This is a genomic window from Enterococcus sp. E4-223 (assembly GCF_035727065.1).
Lineage (GTDB): Bacteria > Bacillota > Bacilli > Lactobacillales > Enterococcaceae > Enterococcus_B > Enterococcus_B faecium.
Map to the genome: position 1 here is coordinate 244433 of NZ_JAPMLH010000001.1, position 22677 is coordinate 267109.

The window sequence follows — 22677 nt, forward strand, 5'->3', positions numbered from 1 at the left end:
TTATTTGTTAATGTTTATAATTTGTTTCACTCGAAGCAAAATTAGGAAAACATTTTCTACTGGCTTATTCAAAGCTTCTGACATTGCTTGTTGGTAAAGTCTTAGCTGTCCTTGATATTTTTGGACGATTGCATCTATTTCTGCTGGATTATCCGGATGTAAAATAAAATCTGTTTTAAAATCATAGATATTGAGATGATCTTTTTCTTCTAGGTATCCATCGACGATTCCGTGGATTAATAGTTCATCTTCTTGATTTGGATAGTCTTGAAATACTTCGTCAGCAGGAAGCAGCATGGAAAAAGGTTGTTCTCGTTTTACGTTTTCTTTGTTGGCAATCAGCTGTTGACCAAGTTCTGTTTGAAAGAACCATATAATAGAAGAAACATCTACTTTTTTCGCGACTTTTTCGTCTACTAACCGTTTCCTTACCAATTCCTGTAATTTTTGATGGATACTCTCTGTAGTTGGCATCTCTAATGGCAGTAATTGTAACAAAGCATGCGTAGCAGTTCCAACAGCAGCTGCTGACACTTGCCGATCTTTTTGCAAAAATTTTGGTTCTGCTAGTTGTTCTTGCGTATAACGAAATTGACGGGATGCTGCTTTGTTCTGACTGCTTTCCAGAGTCAAACGTGATTCTTGTGTATCATCTGGATCTTCGAATAATCGTTTGATTTCAGATACAGATTGATAACTTGTGGTTTGTGAAGAAGCTTGATAAGGATATTCATATGCCAGACGTTTTTGTAACGAATCTGCTAATAAAGTTTCATCTTCTTTCATCTGCTGATCTAAGTTAACCAGTTCTTTTTCAGCAAGCAACTGTCTTTGTTCAATGATCGATTGCTGATTCATCCATGAAATAGAAAACTGTGCATTTGAATGTTGAAGAAGAGAAGTCGAAATTTCTTCCTCTAAGTATTTCTGCATTTCAGGATGACGGATCAATCCGTAACCAATCCAATTCATCAAGCTGCTTCTGCCCTTCAAACGTAGCGCAGGATCAAAAACCAACTCCTCATGATCAGCTGCTTCAGACCACGTTTGGATCATTTGCTCTTTATTTTTATAGGAACCGACAATGAAAAGCTTTTGTTCTGCCCGAGTCAATCCTACATACAATTTACGCATTTCTTCCGACAACAATTTGTTTTGCTTTGCCAATTTGATGGCTTGAAACGGTAACGTATCATATAACACTCGTGTTTCAGGATCCATATAGCGAATTCCTGCTCCAAGTTTTTCTTCAAAAGCATACCGATTGCGCAAGTCTTGTAAGTTGAACTCCTTTGTCATATCTAACAAAAATACAACTGGGAATTCCAAGCCTTTACTTGCATGGATCGTCATAACGCGAACAGCATTATCTTCTATTGAAATGACTGGTTCTGCTAAGTCTTTATCTTTTTCTTGCATTTTTTCAATGAAACGCACGAACTGGTATAATCCTCTGAAAGAACTTTGCTCGTAAGCTTTGGCACGATCAACCAATGCATAAAGATTGGCTTGTCTCTGTGCCCCTGCTGGCAGACCCACCACATACTCTAGATATCCCGTCTCATAATAGATATCCCATAACAAGTCAGTGATCGAAGAACGGCGAGCAAGTTCTCGCCAATGCTCTAGTTGCTTGCCAAAATGTTCCAGCTTAGCTGCTAATTCATCTTCGTTTGATGCTTGATAAGCAAGCACAGCATCATAGTAAGTATGTGCACGGTCAGCTAATCGAATGCTGGCTAATTCTGGTTCAATCAGACCCACGATCGGTGAGCGCAATACAGCCGCAAGCGGAATATCTTGATAGGGATTATCGATTAATTGTAGCAGCGAGATCATCGTGCGAATTTCTGTCGCTTGAAAATAGTTTTGAGCATCATTCATCTCTAATGGAATATCCAATGTTTTGAAAATCTCTAAAATCGTTAAGTTGTTCTTCTTTGTAGGTGTCAAGAGAACAATGTCTTTGTACTCTATCGGACGACTTTTTTTTGATTTTTTATCATAAATCATAAAGGAGGAATCAATTAATTGACGAATTTTTAGTCCTGTCATAAAAAGTTCGCCTTCTGTTTTGTCTTCCAGTATATCATCCGTCGGAATCTCAATCTCTGATTCTTCCTGTTCTTTTTCATAGATCATGATTTCCGGCTCAAACTGTTCATTCTCTGGAAAGTCTGAAAATCCTTGGATCAGTTTGGCTGCTTCGTCATAATTGATTTGACCCACTGCTGGATCCATTAGTTGTTCAAAAATAAGATTCGTAAAAGAAAGGACTTCTTTTCTAGAGCGGAAGTTCTCAGCCAAAACGATTCGACGTCCGCCTTCTTTCTTTGAGAAATTCTCGTATTTCCCGATAAATAAACTAGGATCTGCTAAACGGAAAGAATAGATGGATTGTTTGACATCCCCAACCATGAACATATTTCCTTTTGTATCATCAGGTTCTCTTAGCCAGTATAAAATGGCTTCTTGTAATTGGTTCACGTCTTGATATTCATCTACCATTACTTCTTTGAATTTTTTTCGATAATGTTTTGAAGCTTCACTTGGCAGCCATGCATCTTTCGTTTTTTCTGTGAGAATCTGCAACGCTAAATGTTCCAGATCATTGAAATCCAGCACACCTTTTTCCCGTTTACGCATACTGAAACCGTCCATGAAGCTTTGCGTGACTTTTGTCATTTCTTCGACTATCGGTAGTGCTTTGTCCGTTAATTCTTCCATTTGGCTTGGGGAAACAGGAAAATAACTTTTACTTATCTGCTGAATCAGTTTTTTTGCTTTATCCCTCATGCCCTTGACTTCATTGGAAATTTCTTTCAATTCTGCTTTCCGACTGCTCTTAAAAGTTGAAAAAGTTAGTTGTTCCAAACCAGCATAAGCTTCTTCTAACCGATCTTGCGAGAACGCTTCATAGATATTCTTGATCTGCTGTTGTTCTCCAGCTACTTGCTCATGCATTTTTTCTAATCCTTCACCTTGTGCTAACTGAGTCATCTGTTCATATAATTGTACACATTGGTATATATCTGCCAAAACTAAAGGACGGATTTGTTCTTGATATAATCGAGATTTCGCTAGCCCCTCAGGCAAACGATAATTATCGCTTAACTGTTCTAGCCATTTTTGGGGGTCAGGGTTGGCACGGGCAAACTCATAAAGAGAAAACACCAGATTCGTCAAGCCGTCATCTGAACGATCATTAGAAAAATTCATTGTTAATTGGAAAAATCGTTCATTATTTTCTGCATAAAGTGCTTCTCTCAGCTCGTCCCACACATCCTCCTTCATCAAGATCGTTTCTGTTTCATCTGTTAACATGCGAAAGACTGGATCAATATCAATTAAGTAATAATAACGTCGAATAACTGTCAGGCAAAAAGCATGTAAGGTTGAGATATTCGCTGTGGGCAATAAAACTAACTGCTTAGTAAAATGCTGTCTACGTACAGGGTCACTTTCGCTATTGACGGATTCTTGTAATGCCTCTTGAATTCTTTCTTTCATTTCTCTTGCGGCAGCTTCAGTAAATGTCACAATCAATAATTCATCGATATCAAAACCCATTTTTAGTTTTTCAATCACTCTTCGAACAAGCACTGTAGTTTTACCTGATCCGGCAGACGCAGAGACTAATAGATTATCTCCTTGATCAAAAATCGCTTGCCACTGATCATCTGTGAATCGTTCATTTTGCGGTTTTAAAGGAATTTGATTCACTCTTCTTCACTCCTTTTCAATATTCTACGCAGTGCTTCTTCCTTATCTATTTTCTCCAGACGGTGGTAATTATTTTCTTTCAGCATCACATCAAACGTACAGATGCTTCTGAATGGACAAAATTCGCAGGCAATCCGCTGTTTATCTTTATAAGCTGGATTTAGTTTGATTTCTCCGGAAGTAATCGCATCTCCAGCTAACCGCATATTTTCCCGATTATGCGCCATGAATAGTTGCAGTTCTTCTTCCGTGAAAAATTTGTCTTTACTGAAACTACCTTTTTGGTATTCATCTTTCGCATTTTTTTTCACTGGATAGATCAGTGATTGTTCTTTTGCTTCCAGTGAATGATCTAGTACTTCTAAAAGAGCGGGATCATCGACAAAAACGCCATCATAACTAAATTTTTTCAATGTATTCTTCTCTACATCATCTGTCTCCGTCAATACAGGATTATGAACATGTAAATAATATGATCCTGCTGGTTTAACAGCCGCCTTTCCAGTCAAACGTACCGCATCCATCAATGCTACGTCCAGATACGTCAATAATTGCATAGCCATGCCATAATAAGCTTCTGTGACATCGAATGAACGTCCGCTAGATTTGTAATCAACGACGCTTAGCCAAGTATCTTCTTGTTCAGAAGCTACATCGATTCGATCGATTTTCCCTCGAACATGGAGTTTTCCACCATTACTCAACGGTAATTCCAGACCTGTGATACCTTTTGCTCCAGCAATCTGACCAAATAGAATCTCTGTCTGAAGAGGATGCATGCCTGTATTTTTGCTCTGTTTTTGCAAAGCCCATGCCACTTTTTGAATCGTCTGTCCTAACTGGTAGCGGATATAGTTCATTCTTGCAGAACTATCCAATATCTCAAACCGAAGTTCTCCGAATACTTCCTGCAGCACTTTTTCAGTAAAGTCTCTACGCTGCGTATCGGACATATTCACTAAGGATAATTGGTTTGAAAACAGTAGCTTGAAGAAACGATCCAATGATTCATGATAAAAATCACCAGTTGCTGCTGGAGTTAGACCATAAACAGTTCGTTCTTTCAATTTCAAACCAAATTGCATGAAGTATTTGTATTCACAATTATAAAAATTCTCCATACGTGAAATTGAAGTATAAATTTCTTTTCCATAAAGCTCTTCCGCCATTTTTTCTGGCATCGAAACAGGAACATTTAAATGTTCCTGACTTTCAAAAATCTGTAAAGCAAAATTTCGCCATGACGAATTCAGTACTAATTCTTTGAGCTTTTGCCAGTGCTTTGGTACAGGTTTTTTTTCATCTAAAGCTAATCGATAAATCCTATTGACTGTATTGATTCCGCTTCTGTAAGTCCCTACATAACAATTAGGGTCGCTTTCGATCGTCAAATGCTCTTTTCTCTCGACGGGAACAGATAAATATTCTGTGATTCTACGCAAATAAGGAGACATCTTCAGCGAGCCATCTGTGTCATAGCTTTGTGCATAACTAAGATATAATCGATCTGTTCCGGAAAGAAAAACAAGATAGGCTTGGAAAGGCTCAAAAGAGATACTTTCCTTTGATGGGTCGAATAAAAACTGTCCATCTGGCAAGGCCTGATTTAATACTTCTCGTTCTTCACTGGACAACAATCCTTTTGTCTCTTTTCGGTCTGGAAACACTTGATCATTCAACCCTAATGCAAAAGTGACGGCAGCTTGATTTGGTCGAACTAATTCCAAACGATTGATTCGCACTTGGTCGATTGCGGTAGGGATTTTACCATAACTTAGATTTTCTAGACCACTCGTAATGATTTCTTGGAACAGTGACCAGTCAAAAGCCGATTCACCATAAATTACTACATATTCATCCAACAGATCAATCAGCGCTCCCCATGTCTGCTCATGGTTTCTTGCCGCTTCTAAGTTTCCTCTGTCTACTTCCTGATTACGCCAAAACAATAATTGTTGCTGTACGCCACTTTGGATCAAAAATTGATAAAAAACATTTGCGGCCTCTTGTCCTGTTTTGCTTTTCTTTATTTTTTTCAAAAATACTGGTACAGCTTTCTGAAATAATCGTCTAATCGTATTTGACTGTTCTTCCAAATACTGTACGTCTTCAATCTGTTCTGCTTCAAAATCATACGCCACAAACTGCCAGTCTTTTTCACGAGTCCAATAAGTTCCTTGATAATTGTAAGCAAGTGCTACATTTTCAGTGATGTCCAGTTTTTTCCTGAATTCATCTCGCTCTTGTTTCCATTCATCAAGTTCGGTTTCTGCTTCCGTCGACAGAAATAATTCAGTTTTGAAAAAACGCATAATATCACTTAGCCGATAAGAATAGCGGTCAAGAGCGAACAGACTGTTGATCCATTCGATCAGCGGATGATTTTCCATCATTTGTTCTTCATCGATATAAAAAGGAATTGCCATTTCTTGAAAGATCGGCCGAAGGATATTTCCATATAAAGACATATTTTTTGTCAGCACTTGGATATCACGATAACGGTAGTTTTCTTCACTGACTAGTCGTCTGATTTCAACAGCTAATTGTCGGACTTCTTCAGTTGGATTTTCAGCTTCCCACAAATGGAGATGCTCTTGTCCCCCTAATTTGTGTACTGCCGCTTTCTTTTGGCTAGATGTCTCTTCCCACATTGTTTGCAGCAGTTGAAGCTCTGTCGGACGAGTCTGCTCTGGTGCAAATCGGTCCACTAATATAGGGACTTTCCGTTCTCTTGCACTTTGAAAAAGACGGAAATAAAGCTTTCCAGTCTCATGAAAGAGCGTAAGTACTTCTGGAAGATCCGCTGTATAAGGACGATCCAGCAATAAATCGACAACCAATTGCCCCTTTTCCATCATTGCCTGCAGTAATTGATACTCTTGACCATTGATTCGAGAAAAACCACTGACAATAAATTTGACGTTGTTGAAATCTTGTGTCTGCATATAATTTGCTAGTATAGATAGTGCATCTTCATTTGTTAGTGCACGTTGAGTCAATTCGCTGTCATAAGCTGAAAAAATCAGCTTCAAGTCTTTCATTTTAAGTTGCTGGTCTTCTGCATTAGGTGAATCACCAAATAAAAGCATCAGGTCTTCTGGTTGAATATTTCCTGTACGCAATTCACTGTAGAGTTCTTGTAATTGACGAATAAACCCTCTTTTATTGATTTCTCCGCGAAAGATTGTTAATTCTTCCTCATTTTTTTCTAAAATCTGTCGCAAGATCATTGCAGATCCTGATTCTGATAATTCATTTCCTGTAAGAAGAGTTGTCTGTTGCAGCAAATACCAAGCCAGACGATAAAAACTAAATACTTGAACGTTTGTTGTGCTGAAAGCTTTTTTTCCGCTTCTTCTTCGCATCTCCGCTAAAATTTCTTGTTCCTGTTCGAATTTGCTGTAGTTGGGAACAAGGAAAAATACTTGGTTACTTGCATCCTGGTCGAGCCAAGCGGATGCTTCGTCGATCAAGACTTGACGGTGATCTTTTTTCCCGTTTCCAAGAATAAATTGTAAAGACATGCTTTTCCTCCTTCAACACATGATACGGTGCTCCTTTATTATATCAAAAAATACTGAACATTTGTTCTATATTCTTCAAATTATATCCTTTTAAGGTTCTGATATTTCTACTTTTTTAAGTATACGCAAAAAACAGGAACTGCTGCAAATAAGCAATTCCTGTTTTTATGTTCATTGATTAATGAATAGAGCCCATTAGTTTTTTGATTGGTTCTTTCACAGTAAATAGCAAGATACCACCGACGATTGCTACTGCACCGATAATACCGAAGTAGGCAGATTCTGTTCCCGGTGTGTAGAAGCGTGCAATTTGTGCATTGATTGCTTGTGAAGAAGCATCAGCTAAGAACCAAATAGCGATTGTTTGTGATTCAAATGCTCGTGGTGCTAATTTTGTTGTCACAGACAAACCAACTGGTGAAAGACACAATTCAGCAATAACCACGATGAAGAAACTTCCCAACAACCACAATGGACTTACTTTTCCACTTGTTCCATAAAGCATACCCGGCAACATCAATAGCAAGTACGATAATCCTGCAAATAAAAGTCCAAGAGAGAATTTCACTACTGTAGATGGTTGACGTTCACCAAGTTTCGTCCATATCGTTACGAATACTGGTGTCAGAATAAAGATGAAAATTGGATTCAATGATTGATACCAGCTTGCTTGGATCGTTACACCAAATAGCGTAGATTGTGTACGTTCACTAGCAAATAAAGCTAAGATAGATGAACCTTGTTCTTGTAATGACCAGAAAATGATTGCTGCAAGGAATAATGGGATATAAGCCCATACTCTTGGTTTTTCTTCAGCAGTTACATCTTTTGAAGTCAGCATTTTGATAAAGTAATACAACGGTAAGATAATCCCCAATACACTGATTGTATTGACAAAAAAGTCAATTGTCAGATGACCAGTTAGTTGTGCCCCGCCGAATACTGCAGCGATAACAACAAGTGCGATGATCAAGTTACGGATGAATCCTTTACGTTCTTCAGTTGTCAAAGGATTCGGCGGTGTTGTACCCACTCCGTCTAATGTCTTGCGTCCTTGGATGATGTATTGTAATAATCCAAAGAACATCCCAATAGCAGCTAAAGAGAACCCTAAATGATAGTTATATTCTTGACCGATTGTACCAACGATTAGTGGTGCTAATAATGCCCCTAAGTTGACACCCATGTAAAAAATCGAAAATCCTGCATCTCTTCGCAAGTCAGTCTTTGAATAAAGATGTCCGACCATGCCAGAAACATTTGGTTTCAAAAAGGCGGTTCCGATAATAATCAATGCCATCGAAACAAACAATGTACTTACACCAAATGGTAAAGCCAAGACGATGTGGCCAAGCATAATGAAAACTCCACCGAAGAATACAGTGCGTTTTGCTCCTAACACTCGGTCAGATACCCATCCGCCGACGATACTAGACATGTAGATCAAAGATCCGTAGATCGACATGATAGCTAATGCTGTTGCTCGTGGTAATCCAAGTCCCCCGTTGGCAACTGTATCGTACATATAATAGATAAGTAATGCACGCATACCGTAATAACTAAATCGTTCCCACATCTCAGTGAAGAACAAAGTTGACAATCCCTTCGGCTGCCCGAAGAAGCCCTTGTCTTGCTGTTTTTCCATAATCTATACCCCAATTCTTTAAATTTTCAGAAAATATTATACATCTTTACCGAAAAATTTAACTAAAAAACTTATTTAAGAAATATAAACTAATTTTCTATAAAAACAAGTAATTTTTAATGGCAATATCATAAAAAAAAGAAGATAGAGATTTAATAATTATATATCAGCTGTTTTTTTCAAATAAGCAAAAATTCCTAAAACACAACAATGAAAGCGATAACTAAGAAAAATCCTTACATAACGATTTTTCTTATTAAAATTGTTTTTTGAACTTCGCTTATTTTTTGTGAGCATATCTGTTTACTTACTTTTTGTAAGGTGCTATACTTCATTTCGTAATCAATTAAAAAAATGCAAAACGCAAATCAAAGGAGAAATTTTATTATGACAACTTTTACTGACACTTTGAAAAACCGCCGTTCAATCTATCATCTAGGACGTAATGTTTCACTTTCTAATGAAGAATTAACAACTTTGATCAAAGAAGCAATTAAAGAAAGCCCAACTGCTTTCAATGCTCAATCAACACGCGCTGTTATCCTTTTCGGAGATGCACATGAAAAACTTTGGGAAATCACTGAAGAAGCACTTCGCCCATTGACTCCAGCAGAAGCTTTCCCAAATACACAAAACAAATTAGCTGGTTTCAAAAATGGTTATGGTACAGTATTATTCTTCAAAGATACTGACGTGGTAAAAGGTCTACAAGAACAATTTGAATTATATGCAGACAACTTCCCAGATTGGTCAGAACAATCAAACGGAATCGCAACAGCTAATACTTGGGTAGCATTAGTTGATAAAGGATTGGGCGCAAACTTGCAACATTACAACCCAGTTATTGACGAAGCAGTTGCAAAAGAATGGAATATCCCTTCAAACTGGAAACTACGTTCGCAATTAGTATTCGGTTCACCAGAAACACCGGCTGGGGAAAAAGAATACATGAACGATGCCGATCGCTTCCGCGTATTTGGATAATTTTATTTGAAATAAAAAACAGAGGTTGTGACAAACATCTTGTCGCAACCTCTGTTTTTATTCTGGATCAATCATAATATCAATCTCTGCCTCATCGTTTAAGCGTTGGGACAAAAATGGAACTAATTCTTCTAATGATGCAGAAAATTTCAGCATCGGTCCTCGCCATCCGTTTCGGAAAAAATTCATTTTTACGATTTTTGAACCTTTTGGCTGATATAATACAATTTTATTGATCTCAGAAAAAGGAACACCTTTTTTGTCAAAGCTATTCAAAACAAGTCCTTCTTCTGTGATTCCTCTACTGTCCAACAAAAAACTAATAAAAATCATTGCTGACAAGATCCCTTTTGCCAATTCATCTGCTGTAGGATGACTGATGAGTGTATACCAAATGACTAGTGACACTAAGAAGGGTATCACCAAGTAGACCCATCGATTTCGCACAGTCCGATAAATAATTTCTTTTCGAACCAGCCAAAGAAATAAAAACATCACAACAACGAATAAAAACAATAGAACCGTAAAGAATGTTACCATGACAACTCGCCTCGCTTTTTCTTCTCCCCAGAAAATAGGAAAAGAATACTGATTTACCTTCTCAAAGAAATTGGACTTGCAGCACGCCGCACGTCCAATTGTTTTCTTTATTCAAATGTATCATATTTTGCAACAACCATGCTTGCTTTTTCATCTAATAATTCTTGGTCCTCTGCAGCACATTGGGCAACTTTGACCACGGCGCAGTTTGTCATTTTTGATACAACTTCACCAATGACCGTTTTTGTAAAACCAATTGGTTTGCATGCATATTGTTCTCCTAAATTAATCTTTTCTTCCGTCATCAAAATCCTCCTAAACTGCTGGAACTTTTCTCCACATTACCACTGCTATTTCTTTGGAGATTTAACTCATTGATTTTTATTTACAGTTAAAAATCAACCTTACAGGCATTATAGCGTACTGTTTTCGTTTTCACAATTAAAACAGCTGTTGTATTTAGAAGAATTTTTTTCAAAAAATTAAAACATATTCCTTAAAAACTAATTATTTCCTACATATTAAAATATAATACTTCCATTTCCAATAAAAATACATTTATAATAGGAAAGATAAACAGCTGAAAAGGGAGATTTCAAATGAAGAAAAAAACGTTCAAAAAACTATTGTTTCTAGGGGGCACAGCTGCTCTTTTATTAAGCGGTACAAGTTATTACCTACATATCCATTCTCCAGAACATACAATGAACACTGCACAAAAAAGTTCAACACAAAAAACAAAAAAGACAAAAGAGAAAGCAGAAGTTTTACTAGATGTTCCATTAGAGAGCCAGTTTGATTCTCCTTCTTTAGAAAATGGCTGTGAAGTCACTTCGCTTTCTATGCTTTTATCTTTTTATGGTTATGAAACAACTAAAAACCAGTTGGCTGAGCAATTGGATTACATCCCTGTTTTCAATGCAGATGGGACTCATGGCGATCCTAATGAAGGATTTGTTGGTGATATCAGTGGCGGAGACTGGGCTATGGGCGTCTATGTTCCCCCAGTTGCCTCCCTTGCTCAGCAAATCGTCCAAACGGATTATCACACTTTTCCAAAAACCGATGCTCAACTCGATGATATCAAAAAAGCACTATCTAAAGGAAATCCTGTCTGGACTTCTGTGACTATCAATTTTGAAGTCCCAGATGAAACTGATTTTATGACTTGGACCACAAATAATGGAGAAGTAAGAGTCACTCCTCTTGTTCATGCTTGTGTAGTCACTGGATATGACAAAGAAAATATTTATGTCAACGATCCCTATGGTGTAAAAAATCGAGCAGTACCGATCAACGATTTTTCGGCGATTTTCACTGCAATGGGTGGACAGATGCTAACTTTGGAGAAAAGCTAGTAATTCAAACAAAAATCCCTTATACTCAAGATACCAAACCTTTGAAGGGAGCGTAGATAATGGAAAAATTCACACATAAAAAAATGGATCCAAATGAAATTCCGATTATTTTTGTCCGTGACTGCAAGGGAAATGTTCAAGGTAAAGTCTCTATTAATGAGTGGAACGAGCGTCGCAGACCTGCTACCCTCAATGAACTGGAAATCAAATTGTATCGTCAATCTCTTGTTTATTACGCAGATCAAGAGTACGAGAAAGCCACCGATTTATTGAAATTTCTGATTGCTCGAACAGAGTATACTCGCTTTGAATATATTGAACGTTTAGCAAACATTTATCATATTATGAATGAACCTGTCAAAGAATATCAGTTACTGGACACCGTCTTGTCAGTAGCAGAACTGATTGCCCTTCCTGCTGGATTAGAAAAGAAACTAGTACGCCGCCTTTTACGAGTAAAGCAACAACTATCCGATCAAGAAAAATAACTTGCGTTTTTTTAGGAAAGTGCTATGATTATTTTGTTGAATAAATGGGATGTAGCCAAACTGGTAAGGCACTTGACTCTGAATCAAGCAATTGTAGGTTCGAACCCTGCCATCCCAATTTGATGTGCTTGCTGAAAAAATGAACCCCCTGTAAAAGAACAATCTTTTTGCAGGGGGATTATTGTATTATTTTTACTACTTCTATTTAGTTTACATAATTAAATTATGAATAATAAAATCGGGCGTATTCTTAATACAAAAACTGATTTACCCAATAATTGCTAATGCTTTCTCCGGAACTTTTTCTCTAGGAACTTCCTCATACGTTTCTATGTGTGCTCCTTTATTGCTAATTTTCAAATAATGATTTTCTTTTAACACAGAAAGACCATTAAATTCAACCGTTCGTTCTTTCCCATTGGCATCAGCAGCTTTCTGCACATACCTTGCTGTACCATATTCATTTACTTCCTCTGGTTTTTGTGTCTTTACATAGACCTCTCCTTTTTCAACTAATGGATTTAGCTGATCAAGTATACCAGGGATTTCTCCATAACTTCCTTCAGTATAATATTTCAGTCCAAATAGCAAAATACCACTAATCGCCGCCAGTCCAATCAAATATTTAATCACTTTCATCTTTCTACCTCCTTGTTATATATTCAGTATATGGATCAGTTAAAGAAATTCCATCCGTCCCAAGTTGGAGATTTTTCTCCTACTTTAGAAGCGAGAATCGAGTGTTTTTTTAGTAAAAATGATCGTTATTTGATATTATTGACGTGTGGATAAATCAGTTTTTCTCGTTTTGTCCATGTAAAAAATCATGTTGATAGCAAAGGATGTGTTCAAAATGAATCAAGAAGAATTATTTCAAAAAGTCAAGGAAATGATTAAGAACGGCAATTTCGATGGCGCAAAACGATTTATCGAAGAACATAAAGAACAATTAGGACCTTATAAAGAGAAAGCCCAAAATCTTTTAAAAGATGTAAATATCGACAGTGTCAAAAACAAATTTAAAAATCTATTCAAATAAGTAAAACTTTCACTTTTGTAAAATCAAAGGAGGATAATGCTACTGCATCGTCCTCCTTTGGTTCTTTTCTGAATACTTCATACTAAAATAAACGTGTCGGATCGTAATGATAAGTCACATTGCCGTTCAGTGAGGCTTTTCCCACCACATATTTACGATTCTCCAACTTCAGCCACGCTTCTCGAAAAGCCATTAATTCTTCTCTTTTTACATCGATCTTTTCGATTTTTCCATCGATCAAATCTTGAATAAGTTGTTCATATGGATTCATTTTTTTCCTCCATCTGCTGTCAATCAATAAGTTGTAAAAATAGGTTCATATGCTTTTTTGGTATCTAGATCTTCTCTGACTTTGACTGTCGTATAAATAATTTTTTCTACTGGGATACTATAATAACTTCCTTCACCATTATTGAATCGGTGAACGTCTTTCTTTGCTAAAATACCATTTATTTTATTCGTCAGTACACGTTGTTCGACACTGTTACTTACAACATAGTAAATCACCCGAATATTATTGATTAAATGCAAATCGATTTCTAACACTACATGATCCATGAAAATCCCACTCCTTCTTTCACTTTGATTATAGCAAGTTTCTCCTCTAATTTCAAAATCGATACAGATTTTACCGGATAAATCCACAAAACTGCTTGCGCCATTTCGCACAAAGTGTTATTTTGTATCATGGACTTTATTTATTGGAGGCAATAGTATGATCGCGATCGGTCAATTTGTTTTTTATATTCCTTTTTTTATTATGATAAGCATTCTTTTCTATTACATAAAATGGACAAAAAAGAAGTTTTCAGTTTTACTGGCCTCTTTACCTGCTGTATATTTTACTTATCAAATTTTTTCTTTTAGGCATTGAGAAACAACGTCTGTATTAATAACACACATCATCGAATTGACGCTTTCAGTAATTTTTCTTATTATTTGGATCTATTTTTTATATAAGAATCAGAATTGAATCCCTCGCATGTTTAAAAAGAAAACGATTAAAGATGCAGCAAATTTCTGCCGATCTTTAATCGTTTTTTCTATTCTGTTATACCAAAAAAATGTTTGAATCGGTGAAGGATCGTTCCTTGTTTTAATTCTATAAATTCTTGTGCGATCGGGTACTTTTCTTCCAAATTTTCTTTGTTCTTTTCGATCAGGCTTTTCGCTTCTTCATATTTTTTATCTGCACATAGTGCTTTTACTTCCTGTAATACTTTTCCTGCTTCCATTTGCCTCACCCTCTTGCCATTTTATTGCTTTAAGTTTTATTTAAGTTATACGCATTATTCTAGTTTCATCCCAAATAACCTTTTTTCATTTTTACTCCTCGAACTAATCAGTTTTCTAAATGCTGATTGGTTCGTCTTTTTTATTTTTCCTCCATTTCATTCTGCTCTTCTGTTAATTTATCTAATGCTTTGATTGATGCTGCGGCTCTTGCATAATCATAGCTGTATAATTCCATAAATTTATCAGGCAGAACAAACCACGCTGGATGATAACCGTTAGCTGTGACAGGGAATCCTTTATCTTGTTGATTATCTCCATCCCATCTCAGAGCGACACCTTTTTTTCCTTTCCACTTTACTAAAGCGATCGAGTATCCCTTTTTTGTTTGTGTGCCGTCTTCAATAATTGCTAAAATTTCTAATTTTTCTTTTGGCGCACGGACTTCTTGAGGACGAACCATTTTCTATTCCTCCCTTATCTCATTACTTCACGACCAACACACTGCAAGGGGCATGTGATACGACATAAGAAGCGGTCGATCCAACTAATGCTTGTTGTATAGCACCTTTTCCTGTCGCTCCCATAACGATCAAATCAATATTTTCTTGTCCAGGGATGACATTGGCAATCAAATTTCTTGGATCTCCAGTTTCAACTATTGCGTGGATCTCAGCAATGCCGAACTCTTTGGCATCATTGATTTTTTTAAGCATGGCTACTTCTGTTCTTTGTTTTTCATCTGCATAGATTTTTGAAAAGGCATAGGCACTATGGGTCAGCTCAACTTTGTTGATGATTGACACGATAAATAAGTGGGCTTCATTGTCCTTTGCTAAGTCAAGGGCTTCAGCGAACGCTTTGATCGATTGTCTTGATCCGTCAACTGCTACCATGATGTTCTGGTATCTTTTACTCATTGGAACCGCCTCCTTTTTCTTTTATTGTAACATCTCAAGCAAAAATACAAAAAATATACGCAATATGTAAATAAAATGATGAACAAAAGCAATTTCTTTCGAGTTATTTATACATTTCTTTTCTCATCAGAACACCTGTTCTAATCCCATTATTACTGCATTATGTGAAATTCCTCATCATTTTTCACATCGAGCGAACATCATTCTGTTACAAAAAACGTGGATTTGTCATAAATTGTCATGCTTCTTTTACCTATGAAATATTTTCACGTGTTAAAGTATTCCTCGTTGAACACAACAAATAAAACTTTTTAACGAATAAAGGAGATTTTTCATGACATCACTTAAAACTTTACTTTTTGGAACAACTTTGGCTGCCGGCGCTGCATTCTTCATGGGAACGACTGCTCATGCGGACGAAGCTTATACCGTTCAATCAGGTGATACTCTATCAACGATTTCTCAAAAATACGTTGGTGATAACTCCTTGATCAATGCCATTGCAGAATCAAATTCAATTTCTGATATTAACCTGATTTACTCAGGACAACAATTAACAATCCCAACAGAAGGCTCTGCACAAGCAACCGTTCAAGAAGCACCAGTCCAAGCTGAACCTGTTCAAGCTGAACAACCTGTTGTACAAGAAACGGTTCAAACGGAAACACAAGCAGCGCCTGTTGCTGAAACACAAGCTGCTCCTGCTGTAACAGAAACTACTGCTACTCCAGCAAGCACAAGCTCTGCAAAAGAATGGATCGCACAAAAAGAATCAAGCGGTTCTTACACAGCAACGAACGGACGTTACATCGGCCGTTACCAATTAGATTCTTCTTACTTAAATGGTGACTACTCTGCTGCGAACCAAGAAAGAGTGGCAGAACAATATGTTACTTCACGTTATGGTTCTTGGGAAGCGGCGAAAGCATTCTGGGAAGCAAACGGTTGGTACTAAGATTCATTATTTGAACGTTTAAACACATTCAAAATATAGTAAGAGGTCATGCGATTTATTCTTTCGCATGACCTCTTTTTGAGTTTAAGTTTAGCCTTTATTCCTTAACTATCGTTTGCCAGTATTTCTTGTATCAGAATCTATAAATCTACTATTTGAATCAATCTATTAGGTTTTAAACTGTCCCACCTTCACACAAATTTTTTTGATTTATTTGAATCTGGTTCCGTTGTTTAAAATTTTTCCTATATTCTTTTAGATAATATGTTATTTTCTTTCTCATCGCTCCAGGTGTACCTTCTCTTTATAAAAAAAGATATCAACAGAGAAACTCCGTCGATATCTTTTTTCCTTCTCAAAAAAACAAATTATGCGGCTAAGAAGACTCGAACTTCCACGAGGTCACCCTCACTAGCGCCTGAAGCTAGCGCGTCTGCCAATTCCGCCATAGCCGCATCACATCTTTTAGTTTAGGATTACATGTGTTTTTTGTCAAGAACATATTTTTGTTCTTTTTCATTTCTATACGCCCTCCCTTATGCCATCTACACAAATAATTCATCCGAGCAACTCCATCATCTATTGAGGGTTGGTGAAAAAATCTGTTTTATCCATATGATCGATTTCAATGTTAAACGAACGACTCTGGGATTAGTAACTATTTTATTTTTTTCTTCATTTCTTTTTTCCTCTTTTTCTCGATTCAGCTATCTTCTTTCATTTAGATATTGATTATTTCTTCTGTTGGTTACTATCCTTCTGGAATTCTAGACGCTGAAGTAATTCACGTTTTCTTTCTTCTAGAGGTCATAAGTAACGAATGAACGAACTTCAAATAATTTTTTTATTGTAATTCATAATTGTATTGTTCGATGATTCTTAATACGATATGACACAATAAATAAAAATAGGCATGGCTATTTACAACAATAGTGCTATAGTAGAAAACAAATGAATAAGGTTACTTAAAGAGGTGAATACGATGAAACTGATCAAACTATGGGAAGCAGATTTAAAGAAAGCTTATCTGCTACAAACTAGCTTTGGACCAAATGAGAATGGATTTATCAACAATGCTTATGGCTATACATTTGCTGAATTTTTAGATTATGTAAAAAAATGCGAAAAAACGTCTTTAGGAATCGATCTTCCTGAGAGTTACGTTCCCGCAACCGTCTTTATTTTAGAAAGTGATGAACATGAGTATGTAGGAATTTTTAATTTGCGCCATAAACTGAACGAAACATTAAGAAACGGCGCTGGCCATATTGGTTACGGCATCTCCCCTAATTATCGTAAAAAAGGATATGCCACACAGGGATTAGCATTAGTACTACAAGAGGCAAAAAAAATCGGCATTGATGAGGCACTTTTGTCTGTAAATAAAAAAAATCTTGGCAGTCTTAAAGCACAACAAAAAAATGGGGCTGCGATTTATCGTGAAGATGAGAAAGAATACTATACGAAAATCAAACTGATGTAAAAAAGAAGGATTCCAAAAGGAAAGGGATTTGAATGTCCTTTATCAATAGAACACATTTATTTAATTAACTTATAATATAGCAGACAAAATTTTATAAACAAAGAAACCTTTTATCTCTTTTCTTCTAGAAAGGATAAAAGGCTTTTTTGTTTTTCCTATTTGCTCCTCATAGCTAGTCAGCCAAGATTTCTATCGTATCCCCAACGCAATCCGTGCATAACGGCTCATCTTATCTGTCGTCCATGCTGGATACCAGACTAGTTTGACTTCTGCTTTCGTTACTTCTGGCACTTCTTTTAATGCGTCATGGATAGATTCTGTTAAAATATCTGCTAATGGACAGCCCATAGTTGTTAAAGTCATCTTAATGACTGTTTCTCCATTTTCAGGATTGAATTCTATATCATAAATCAAGCCTAAATTGACGATGTCGATTCCTAATTCAGGATCAATCACCATTTCCAAGGCAGCAAGAATACGTTCTTTGATTAGTTCTATTTCTTGTCCAGACCGTTCTTGGTTTGCTTCGCTCATCGTACGACACTCCTTAACACGATTTTTATTTATCATACTCTTTTTTTAGCTGCTTGTAAATGAGAATTTAGAAGGAAGATTCTCGTTTAAATTTATAAAAATGTTCTTATTAGATGTAATAGATTAAATTTATTCTAAAATAAACCTGATTCCTCATTTTTTTTGTGAACGATTTTTTATTTCTGGCAATACGCCAGTTGTTCGATACATTTTTTGTTCGTTTTCATTTGCAAACCGGCCAAATACTGAATGAGTTGGTAAAATATTGATAAATGCATCGTCGTCGATTTCATGGACGATCTGATCAAGATCATACATTTCGTAGCGGGTGATGACCATCATGATCATGTTCCCTTGCTTTTTTGAATAGCCACCGACAGACGGCAGTAATGTCATTCCACGTACCATCCGTTTTGCTAGTTCTTCTGTTACCTCTTCTGGCTTGACGGTAACGATCATTGCTGTTACTTTTTGATGACTCGTGTGGATGGCATCAATTACTTGAGTCATTGCATAAATGGAAATAATCGTATACAAGGCACTTTCCCAGTTAAAGAAGAAGCCTGCGATGACTACAATGATACCATTTAGAATCAGCATGTAATTTCCGACTGTTTTTCCAGTTGTTTGTGAAAGTACAAGAGAGATGATATCCATCCCACCAGTTGTAAAGCCCATTTTTAAAGATAATCCTACGCCAAGACCTAATAAAACACCGCCTACTAGGGCATTCATCAAAATATTATCAGTGATCTGTCCGACTGGAAGCAGCATCGTCATCACCGATACACATACAACATTCACAAAACTAAGGATCGTTGCTCGTTTTCCTACTTTGAGAAACCCTAATACAAACACAGGGATATTCAAAAGAAAAATAAATGTTCCTGTGTCTATCTTGATATGAAACCATTCATATAAAAGCGAGGAAATGATTTGAGCGATCCCATTCATCCCTGCAGAAAAGACATTGGCTGGAATCAAAAAATAATTTAAAGCGACCGCAGCGGTCAATCCGGTTATCAAAATAACCACTATTTTCTTTAATCTTTCATTTTTATGATACGCAGTCATAATTTTACTCACAAGCACCTCTCCCCTACTTTGGTATTCCAAATGTAAGAATAACAGTTTATCTATTAAAATAAAATACTTCGAACTCAAATGAGAAGAATTTTAGCAAACAGGTAAGAATCTGCCCTAATCCTATGATAAGATAGATGTATGGTAAATATTTATATGTATATCAGGAGGGTTCCTATGGCAAAAGATGCTAGCTTCGACATTGTATCAGAAGTCAATACAGAAGAAGTAAAAAATGCGATTCAGCAAACAACAAAAGAATTGTCCAATCGCTTTGACTTCAAGGATTCTACAGTAGAAATCAAATTAGAGAACAGCAATCTAGTTGTATTGAGCGATGATGATTTCAAAATCGAACAGATCAAAGATGTATTATTTGGTAAGCTGATCAAAAGAAATGTGCCAATCAAAAATATCCATTTTTCTGAATCGGAACACGCTCTAGGTGGCAAAGCTCGACAAACTGCCGATTTGGTCAACGGAATCGATCGTGAAAACGCGAAGAAAATCACTACAGCTATCAAAAATGAAAAACTGAAAGTAAAAGCACAAATCCAAGAAGATCAGATTAGAGTGACAGGTAAGAACCGTGATGATCTACAAGCTGTAATTGCTTTATTACGTAAACTTGACTTACCAATCGAGTTGCAATTCACTAACTATCGTTAATCAAAAAACGAGGCTGACATCTGTCATTCCTCGTTTTTTTTATTTACTGCTTCTTTTGATAACCAAAAACGCTGTATTCCTTCTTCCAATTCCCCAACACTTCGTACTTCTCTTGCTGTTTGCCAATGTTGTGGGAATAAACGTCGATAAGAAAAACTAGAAAATCGTTGATCTGCCAATACAACAATTCCTTGATCCGCCATGCCACGAATCACTCGACCACCAGCTTGCAAGACTTTGTTCATTCCAGGAAGCTGATAAGCGTAAGCAAATCCAAGGTGTTCCTTCTCATCATAATATGATTTGATCAGTTCCTGCTCATGATTCATCTGCGGCAAACCTACACCTACGATCATACTGCCGATCAATCGGTCTCCTCTCAAATCGATTCCTTCTGAAAAAATCCCGCCAAGTACGCAAAATCCAATCAATGTTTCAGCGGGATTTGTTTGAAATTTTGTTAAAAATCGTTCGCGTTCTTCCTCATTCATGTCCGTTTCTTGGATTAGCACATTGCTGTCGGGATATTGCTGTCTGAATGCTTCCACCGCAAGATCTAAATATTGATAAGAAGGAAAGAAAACGAAATAATTCCCGACCTTTCCATCAGCAAAAGCATGAATCGTCTCTACTAATTTTGCCAGACTGTGTTCCCTTTTTCGATAAGTCGTCTCTAGGTAATTTGCGATGAAAACTTGCTGGTTTCCTTCTGGGAAAGGACTCGGCAGTTTGTAAGCCAGACTTTTTTGTCCCCCCAGTGTTTCCTGATAATAAGAGAGTGGTGAAAAACTAGCAGAAAAAAGAATACTGCTTTTTCCTTTATCCAACGACTGCTCAAGAAACAAGCTTGGATCAATACAAAACTCTTTTACTATCAGATCGCGATACGTTTTTTCGACTGTTGTTTCGTAGTGATCATCATAAAATTCACTGACCTTCAAAAAATGAAGCAAATCAAAATAATAAGGAAGCAATTGTTCTTGTGATGGGTGCTCAGGAAATTCTGCCAGCCATTCTTTAATTTTTTCGCTTAATTGATAACCTGCCTTTACTAAAGATTCAGCCGGTGCTTTTTGATGATGATAATCCCAATGATCTTCTTTTGCTATTTCTCGGATCGAATCAAATTCTTTTAATAGTTTGTTGAAACGGCGATGAAGTTTTTTGAATTCCTTTGGTATAGCTTCCTTACTTCGTTTCGTTTTTTCATAAGATAGTTCTGCCGAATACATCTCTCGGGAACGATTTACCAAATTATGTGCTTCGTCAATCAAAAACAGATAGTCCTCGTTTTTTTCATCTTCAAAAAAACGTCTTAAATAAACAGTTGGATCAAATAAATAATTGTAATCCCCAATGATTACGTCACACCAGATACTGACATCTAATGATAGTTCGAAAGGACAAAGTGTATGCTTTCTTGCATAAGTTTCGATGACTTCTCGAGTGATCTGATTCTCATGATTCAAAAGATCCCATAAACCTTCATTAATCCGATTGTAATAACCATTGGCATATGGGCACTGATCTGGATTACAGGTCGTCTCATCTAAAAAGCAGATCTTGTCTTTCGCCGTCAAAGTGACACTTTTTACTTCAGCTCCTGTATCTTTTAATGCTGTCATAGCATCTTCAGCTACTTGTCTAGTTATTGTTTTAGCCGTTAGATAAAAGATCTTTTCTCCCTCTTCTTCCCCTACAGCTTTCAAAGCGGGGAATAACGTAGAGATTGTTTTTCCTGTTCCGGTAGGTGCTTCTACAAACAATTTCTGTTTCGTACGGATCGTTTTATAAGCAGCTACCGCTAGTTCACGCTGACCTTTCCTATACTCATCATGGGGGAATTTCAAAGCCATCAAAGAGGCATTGCGTACAGTGCGCCAGTTTTCTTGAAAAACAAGCCATTCTTTATAATCTTCAGTCAGCTTTTTAAAAAAAGTTTCTAACTGCTCTCTTGTCTGATGTTCAACCTTTCTCGTGATCACTTCTTCTGCCGTCTGGAAGTAAGTCAATTGCAGATTTATTTCTTGTAAATCATGTTCTTGACTATAGATATAGGCATACACCCTTGCTTGATGAAAGAAAAGTTCCACTTGTTCTGGTTCTAAATCTTCAAATCGTGGTTCGGAGGTTTTGATTTCATCTATATAATAAATACCGTCTCTTTTGAAAATACCGTCTGCACGGCCTTCAACGATCAGGTGATATTCATCTAATTGAACTGTTGTTTTTAAAAAGACTTCTTTTTCATAGTTTTCTCCCGCATCTTTTTGGAGCTTACGGTGGATTCTCGCTCCTTCTAATGCAGTATGGTTACTTTTTTTACGATTGTCGATACTTCCACGTCGCAAAATAAATTCTACTAAGTGCCGCACAGATATTTTTGACTGTTTGATCATTTCCACCACCTCTTTCTCTCTAAGATTACCTGAAAAAACCTAGTTTAGCAAAAAGAGCTCTCTTTCCAAACATAAAAAAACACCCTGCTGATTAGGCAGG

The 22677-nt window shown here is 36.7% G+C and carries 21 protein-coding genes, 2 tRNA genes and 1 pseudogene; 9 read left to right on the plus strand and 15 right to left on the minus strand.

Features of this window, described 5'->3' with window-relative positions; genetic code table 11:
* From addA to OS139_RS01260, 3 genes are all read right to left on the minus strand, one after another.
* Positions 1-3723, minus strand: coding sequence for a helicase-exonuclease AddAB subunit AddA (gene addA / locus OS139_RS01250; protein WP_002331808.1), 3723 nt, complete (start codon positions 3721-3723; stop codon positions 1-3).
* Positions 3720-7247, minus strand: coding sequence for a PD-(D/E)XK nuclease family protein (locus OS139_RS01255; protein WP_002288051.1), 3528 nt, complete (start codon positions 7245-7247; stop codon positions 3720-3722). The genes addA and OS139_RS01255 overlap by 4 nt, the downstream gene beginning before the upstream one ends.
* Positions 7248-7425: 178 nt before the next feature.
* Positions 7426-8892: a peptide MFS transporter gene (locus tag OS139_RS01260; protein ID WP_002331809.1), complete on the minus strand. Its 1467-nt coding sequence runs from the start codon at positions 8890-8892 to the stop codon at positions 7426-7428.
* A gap of 387 nt (positions 8893-9279) precedes the next feature.
* On the opposite strand from OS139_RS01260, the gene OS139_RS01265 reads away from it, so the two are divergent.
* Positions 9280-9876, plus strand: coding sequence for a nitroreductase family protein (locus tag OS139_RS01265; RefSeq protein ID WP_002288054.1), 597 nt, complete (start codon positions 9280-9282; stop codon positions 9874-9876).
* Between the two features lie 57 nt (positions 9877-9933).
* Here OS139_RS01265 and OS139_RS01270 read toward each other — a convergent pair whose 3' ends face one another.
* Positions 9934-10416 (minus strand): hypothetical protein, encoded by a 483-nt coding sequence (locus OS139_RS01270; protein WP_002288056.1) that lies wholly within the window; start codon positions 10414-10416, stop codon positions 9934-9936.
* A 107-nt stretch (positions 10417-10523) separates the two neighbouring features.
* Positions 10524-10721, minus strand: a complete 198-nt coding sequence (locus OS139_RS01275) for a hypothetical protein (RefSeq protein WP_002306822.1) — start codon at positions 10719-10721, stop codon at positions 10524-10526.
* Positions 10722-11015: 294 nt separating this feature from the next.
* Here OS139_RS01275 and OS139_RS01280 point away from each other — a divergent pair, with 294 nt between their 5' ends.
* The 3 genes from OS139_RS01280 to OS139_RS01290 all read left to right on the plus strand — a co-directional run bounded on the left by OS139_RS01280 (position 11016) and on the right by OS139_RS01290 (position 12380).
* Entirely contained in the window at positions 11016-11774 is a 759-nt protein-coding gene (locus OS139_RS01280) for a C39 family peptidase (RefSeq protein ID WP_002331810.1), read from the plus strand.
* Positions 11775-11833: 59 nt separating this feature from the next.
* The gene (locus tag OS139_RS01285; RefSeq protein WP_002295776.1) at positions 11834-12262 is read left to right on the plus strand and encodes a hypothetical protein; all 429 of its coding nucleotides are present in this window, start codon (positions 11834-11836) and stop codon (positions 12260-12262) included.
* Positions 12263-12307: 45 nt separating this feature from the next.
* Positions 12308-12380 (plus strand) — tRNA-Gln (locus tag OS139_RS01290).
* Between the two features lie 149 nt (positions 12381-12529).
* Here OS139_RS01290 and OS139_RS01295 read toward each other — a convergent pair.
* A complete protein-coding gene (locus OS139_RS01295) occupies positions 12530-12901 on the minus strand; it encodes a YxeA family protein (RefSeq protein WP_002288062.1) in 372 nt (123 codons plus the stop codon).
* 214 nt (positions 12902-13115) lie between these two features.
* Between OS139_RS01295 and OS139_RS01300 the strand changes: the two genes are divergently transcribed.
* A complete protein-coding gene (locus OS139_RS01300) occupies positions 13116-13301 on the plus strand; it encodes a hypothetical protein (RefSeq protein ID WP_002288064.1) in 186 nt (61 codons plus the stop codon).
* 82 nt (positions 13302-13383) lie between these two features.
* Here the strand turns inward: OS139_RS01300 and OS139_RS01305 are convergent, their stop codons facing one another.
* Together OS139_RS01305 and OS139_RS01310 are read right to left on the minus strand one after the other, a co-directional pair.
* A complete protein-coding gene (locus tag OS139_RS01305; protein ID WP_002288067.1) occupies positions 13384-13572 on the minus strand; it encodes a hypothetical protein in 189 nt (62 codons plus the stop codon).
* A 23-nt stretch (positions 13573-13595) separates the two neighbouring features.
* A complete protein-coding gene (locus OS139_RS01310; protein ID WP_002292935.1) occupies positions 13596-13859 on the minus strand; it encodes a hypothetical protein in 264 nt (87 codons plus the stop codon).
* 157 nt (positions 13860-14016) lie between these two features.
* Here OS139_RS01310 and OS139_RS01315 point away from each other — a divergent pair.
* Positions 14017-14274: pseudogene (locus OS139_RS01315) on the plus strand (glucose uptake protein).
* Positions 14275-14344: 70 nt separating this feature from the next.
* Here the strand turns inward: OS139_RS01315 and OS139_RS01320 are convergent.
* From OS139_RS01320 to OS139_RS01330, 3 genes are all read right to left on the minus strand, one after another.
* Positions 14345-14536, minus strand: a complete 192-nt coding sequence (locus OS139_RS01320; RefSeq protein WP_002296424.1) for a hypothetical protein — start codon at positions 14534-14536, stop codon at positions 14345-14347.
* A gap of 140 nt (positions 14537-14676) precedes the next feature.
* Entirely contained in the window at positions 14677-14997 is a 321-nt protein-coding gene (locus tag OS139_RS01325; RefSeq protein ID WP_002331812.1) for a hypothetical protein, read from the minus strand.
* Between the two features lie 22 nt (positions 14998-15019).
* Positions 15020-15454, minus strand: a complete 435-nt coding sequence (locus tag OS139_RS01330) for a universal stress protein (protein ID WP_002292929.1) — start codon at positions 15452-15454, stop codon at positions 15020-15022.
* Positions 15455-15788: 334 nt separating this feature from the next.
* On the opposite strand from OS139_RS01330, the gene OS139_RS01335 reads away from it, so the two are divergent.
* Positions 15789-16409, plus strand: coding sequence for a LysM peptidoglycan-binding domain-containing protein (locus OS139_RS01335; RefSeq protein WP_002331845.1), 621 nt, complete (start codon positions 15789-15791; stop codon positions 16407-16409).
* 371 nt (positions 16410-16780) lie between these two features.
* Here the strand turns inward: OS139_RS01335 and OS139_RS01340 are convergent.
* Positions 16781-16864, minus strand: a tRNA-Leu gene (locus OS139_RS01340).
* A 527-nt stretch (positions 16865-17391) separates the two neighbouring features.
* Between OS139_RS01340 and OS139_RS01345 the strand changes: the two genes are divergently transcribed.
* Positions 17392-17892 carry a GNAT family N-acetyltransferase gene (locus OS139_RS01345; protein ID WP_002331814.1) on the plus strand — a complete coding sequence of 167 codons (501 nt, stop codon included), beginning with the start codon at positions 17392-17394 and terminating at the stop codon, positions 17890-17892.
* Positions 17893-18081: 189 nt separating this feature from the next.
* On the opposite strand, the gene OS139_RS01350 is transcribed toward OS139_RS01345, so the two are convergent.
* Together OS139_RS01350 and OS139_RS01355 are read right to left on the minus strand one after the other, a co-directional pair.
* A complete protein-coding gene (locus OS139_RS01350; protein ID WP_002289113.1) occupies positions 18082-18426 on the minus strand; it encodes a metal-sulfur cluster assembly factor in 345 nt (114 codons plus the stop codon).
* Between the two features lie 153 nt (positions 18427-18579).
* Positions 18580-19500: a YitT family protein gene (locus OS139_RS01355; RefSeq protein WP_002289114.1), complete on the minus strand. Its 921-nt coding sequence runs from the start codon at positions 19498-19500 to the stop codon at positions 18580-18582.
* A gap of 186 nt (positions 19501-19686) precedes the next feature.
* On the opposite strand from OS139_RS01355, the gene OS139_RS01360 reads away from it, so the two are divergent.
* Positions 19687-20178, plus strand: a complete 492-nt coding sequence (locus OS139_RS01360; protein WP_002289115.1) for a YajQ family cyclic di-GMP-binding protein — start codon at positions 19687-19689, stop codon at positions 20176-20178.
* A 23-nt stretch (positions 20179-20201) separates the two neighbouring features.
* On the opposite strand, the gene OS139_RS01365 is transcribed toward OS139_RS01360, so the two are convergent.
* On the minus strand, positions 20202-22577 hold the full coding sequence (locus tag OS139_RS01365; protein ID WP_002331815.1) for an ATP-dependent DNA helicase: 2376 nt from the start codon (positions 22575-22577) through the stop codon (positions 20202-20204).
* Positions 22578-22677: the final 100 nt, after the last annotated feature.

Excerpts from the sequence above, each read along its gene's own strand:
- OS139_RS01255 (WP_002288051.1), bottom strand. The coding sequence starts at position 7,247 with ATGTCTTTACAATTTATTCTTGGAAACGGGAAAAAAGATCACCGTCAA.
- OS139_RS01260 (WP_002331809.1), bottom strand. The coding sequence starts at position 8,892 with ATGGAAAAACAGCAAGACAAGGGCTTCTTCGGGCAGCCGAAGGGATTG.
- OS139_RS01265 (WP_002288054.1), top strand. The coding sequence starts at position 9,280 with ATGACAACTTTTACTGACACTTTGAAAAACCGCCGTTCAATCTATCAT.
- OS139_RS01270 (WP_002288056.1), bottom strand. The coding sequence starts at position 10,416 with ATGGTAACATTCTTTACGGTTCTATTGTTTTTATTCGTTGTTGTGATG.
- OS139_RS01275 (WP_002306822.1), bottom strand. The coding sequence starts at position 10,721 with ATGACGGAAGAAAAGATTAATTTAGGAGAACAATATGCATGCAAACCA.
- OS139_RS01280 (WP_002331810.1), top strand. The coding sequence starts at position 11,016 with ATGAAGAAAAAAACGTTCAAAAAACTATTGTTTCTAGGGGGCACAGCT.
- OS139_RS01285 (WP_002295776.1), top strand. The coding sequence starts at position 11,834 with ATGGAAAAATTCACACATAAAAAAATGGATCCAAATGAAATTCCGATT.
- OS139_RS01295 (WP_002288062.1), bottom strand. The coding sequence starts at position 12,901 with ATGAAAGTGATTAAATATTTGATTGGACTGGCGGCGATTAGTGGTATT.
- OS139_RS01300 (WP_002288064.1), top strand. The coding sequence starts at position 13,116 with ATGAATCAAGAAGAATTATTTCAAAAAGTCAAGGAAATGATTAAGAAC.
- OS139_RS01305 (WP_002288067.1), bottom strand. The coding sequence starts at position 13,572 with ATGAATCCATATGAACAACTTATTCAAGATTTGATCGATGGAAAAATC.
- OS139_RS01310 (WP_002292935.1), bottom strand. The coding sequence starts at position 13,859 with ATGGATCATGTAGTGTTAGAAATCGATTTGCATTTAATCAATAATATT.
- OS139_RS01320 (WP_002296424.1), bottom strand. The coding sequence starts at position 14,536 with ATGGAAGCAGGAAAAGTATTACAGGAAGTAAAAGCACTATGTGCAGAT.
- OS139_RS01325 (WP_002331812.1), bottom strand. The coding sequence starts at position 14,997 with ATGGTTCGTCCTCAAGAAGTCCGTGCGCCAAAAGAAAAATTAGAAATT.
- OS139_RS01330 (WP_002292929.1), bottom strand. The coding sequence starts at position 15,454 with ATGAGTAAAAGATACCAGAACATCATGGTAGCAGTTGACGGATCAAGA.
- OS139_RS01335 (WP_002331845.1), top strand. The coding sequence starts at position 15,789 with ATGACATCACTTAAAACTTTACTTTTTGGAACAACTTTGGCTGCCGGC.
- OS139_RS01345 (WP_002331814.1), top strand. The coding sequence starts at position 17,392 with ATGAAACTGATCAAACTATGGGAAGCAGATTTAAAGAAAGCTTATCTG.
- OS139_RS01350 (WP_002289113.1), bottom strand. The coding sequence starts at position 18,426 with ATGAGCGAAGCAAACCAAGAACGGTCTGGACAAGAAATAGAACTAATC.
- OS139_RS01355 (WP_002289114.1), bottom strand. The coding sequence starts at position 19,500 with ATGACTGCGTATCATAAAAATGAAAGATTAAAGAAAATAGTGGTTATT.
- OS139_RS01360 (WP_002289115.1), top strand. The coding sequence starts at position 19,687 with ATGGCAAAAGATGCTAGCTTCGACATTGTATCAGAAGTCAATACAGAA.
- OS139_RS01365 (WP_002331815.1), bottom strand. The coding sequence starts at position 22,577 with ATGATCAAACAGTCAAAAATATCTGTGCGGCACTTAGTAGAATTTATT.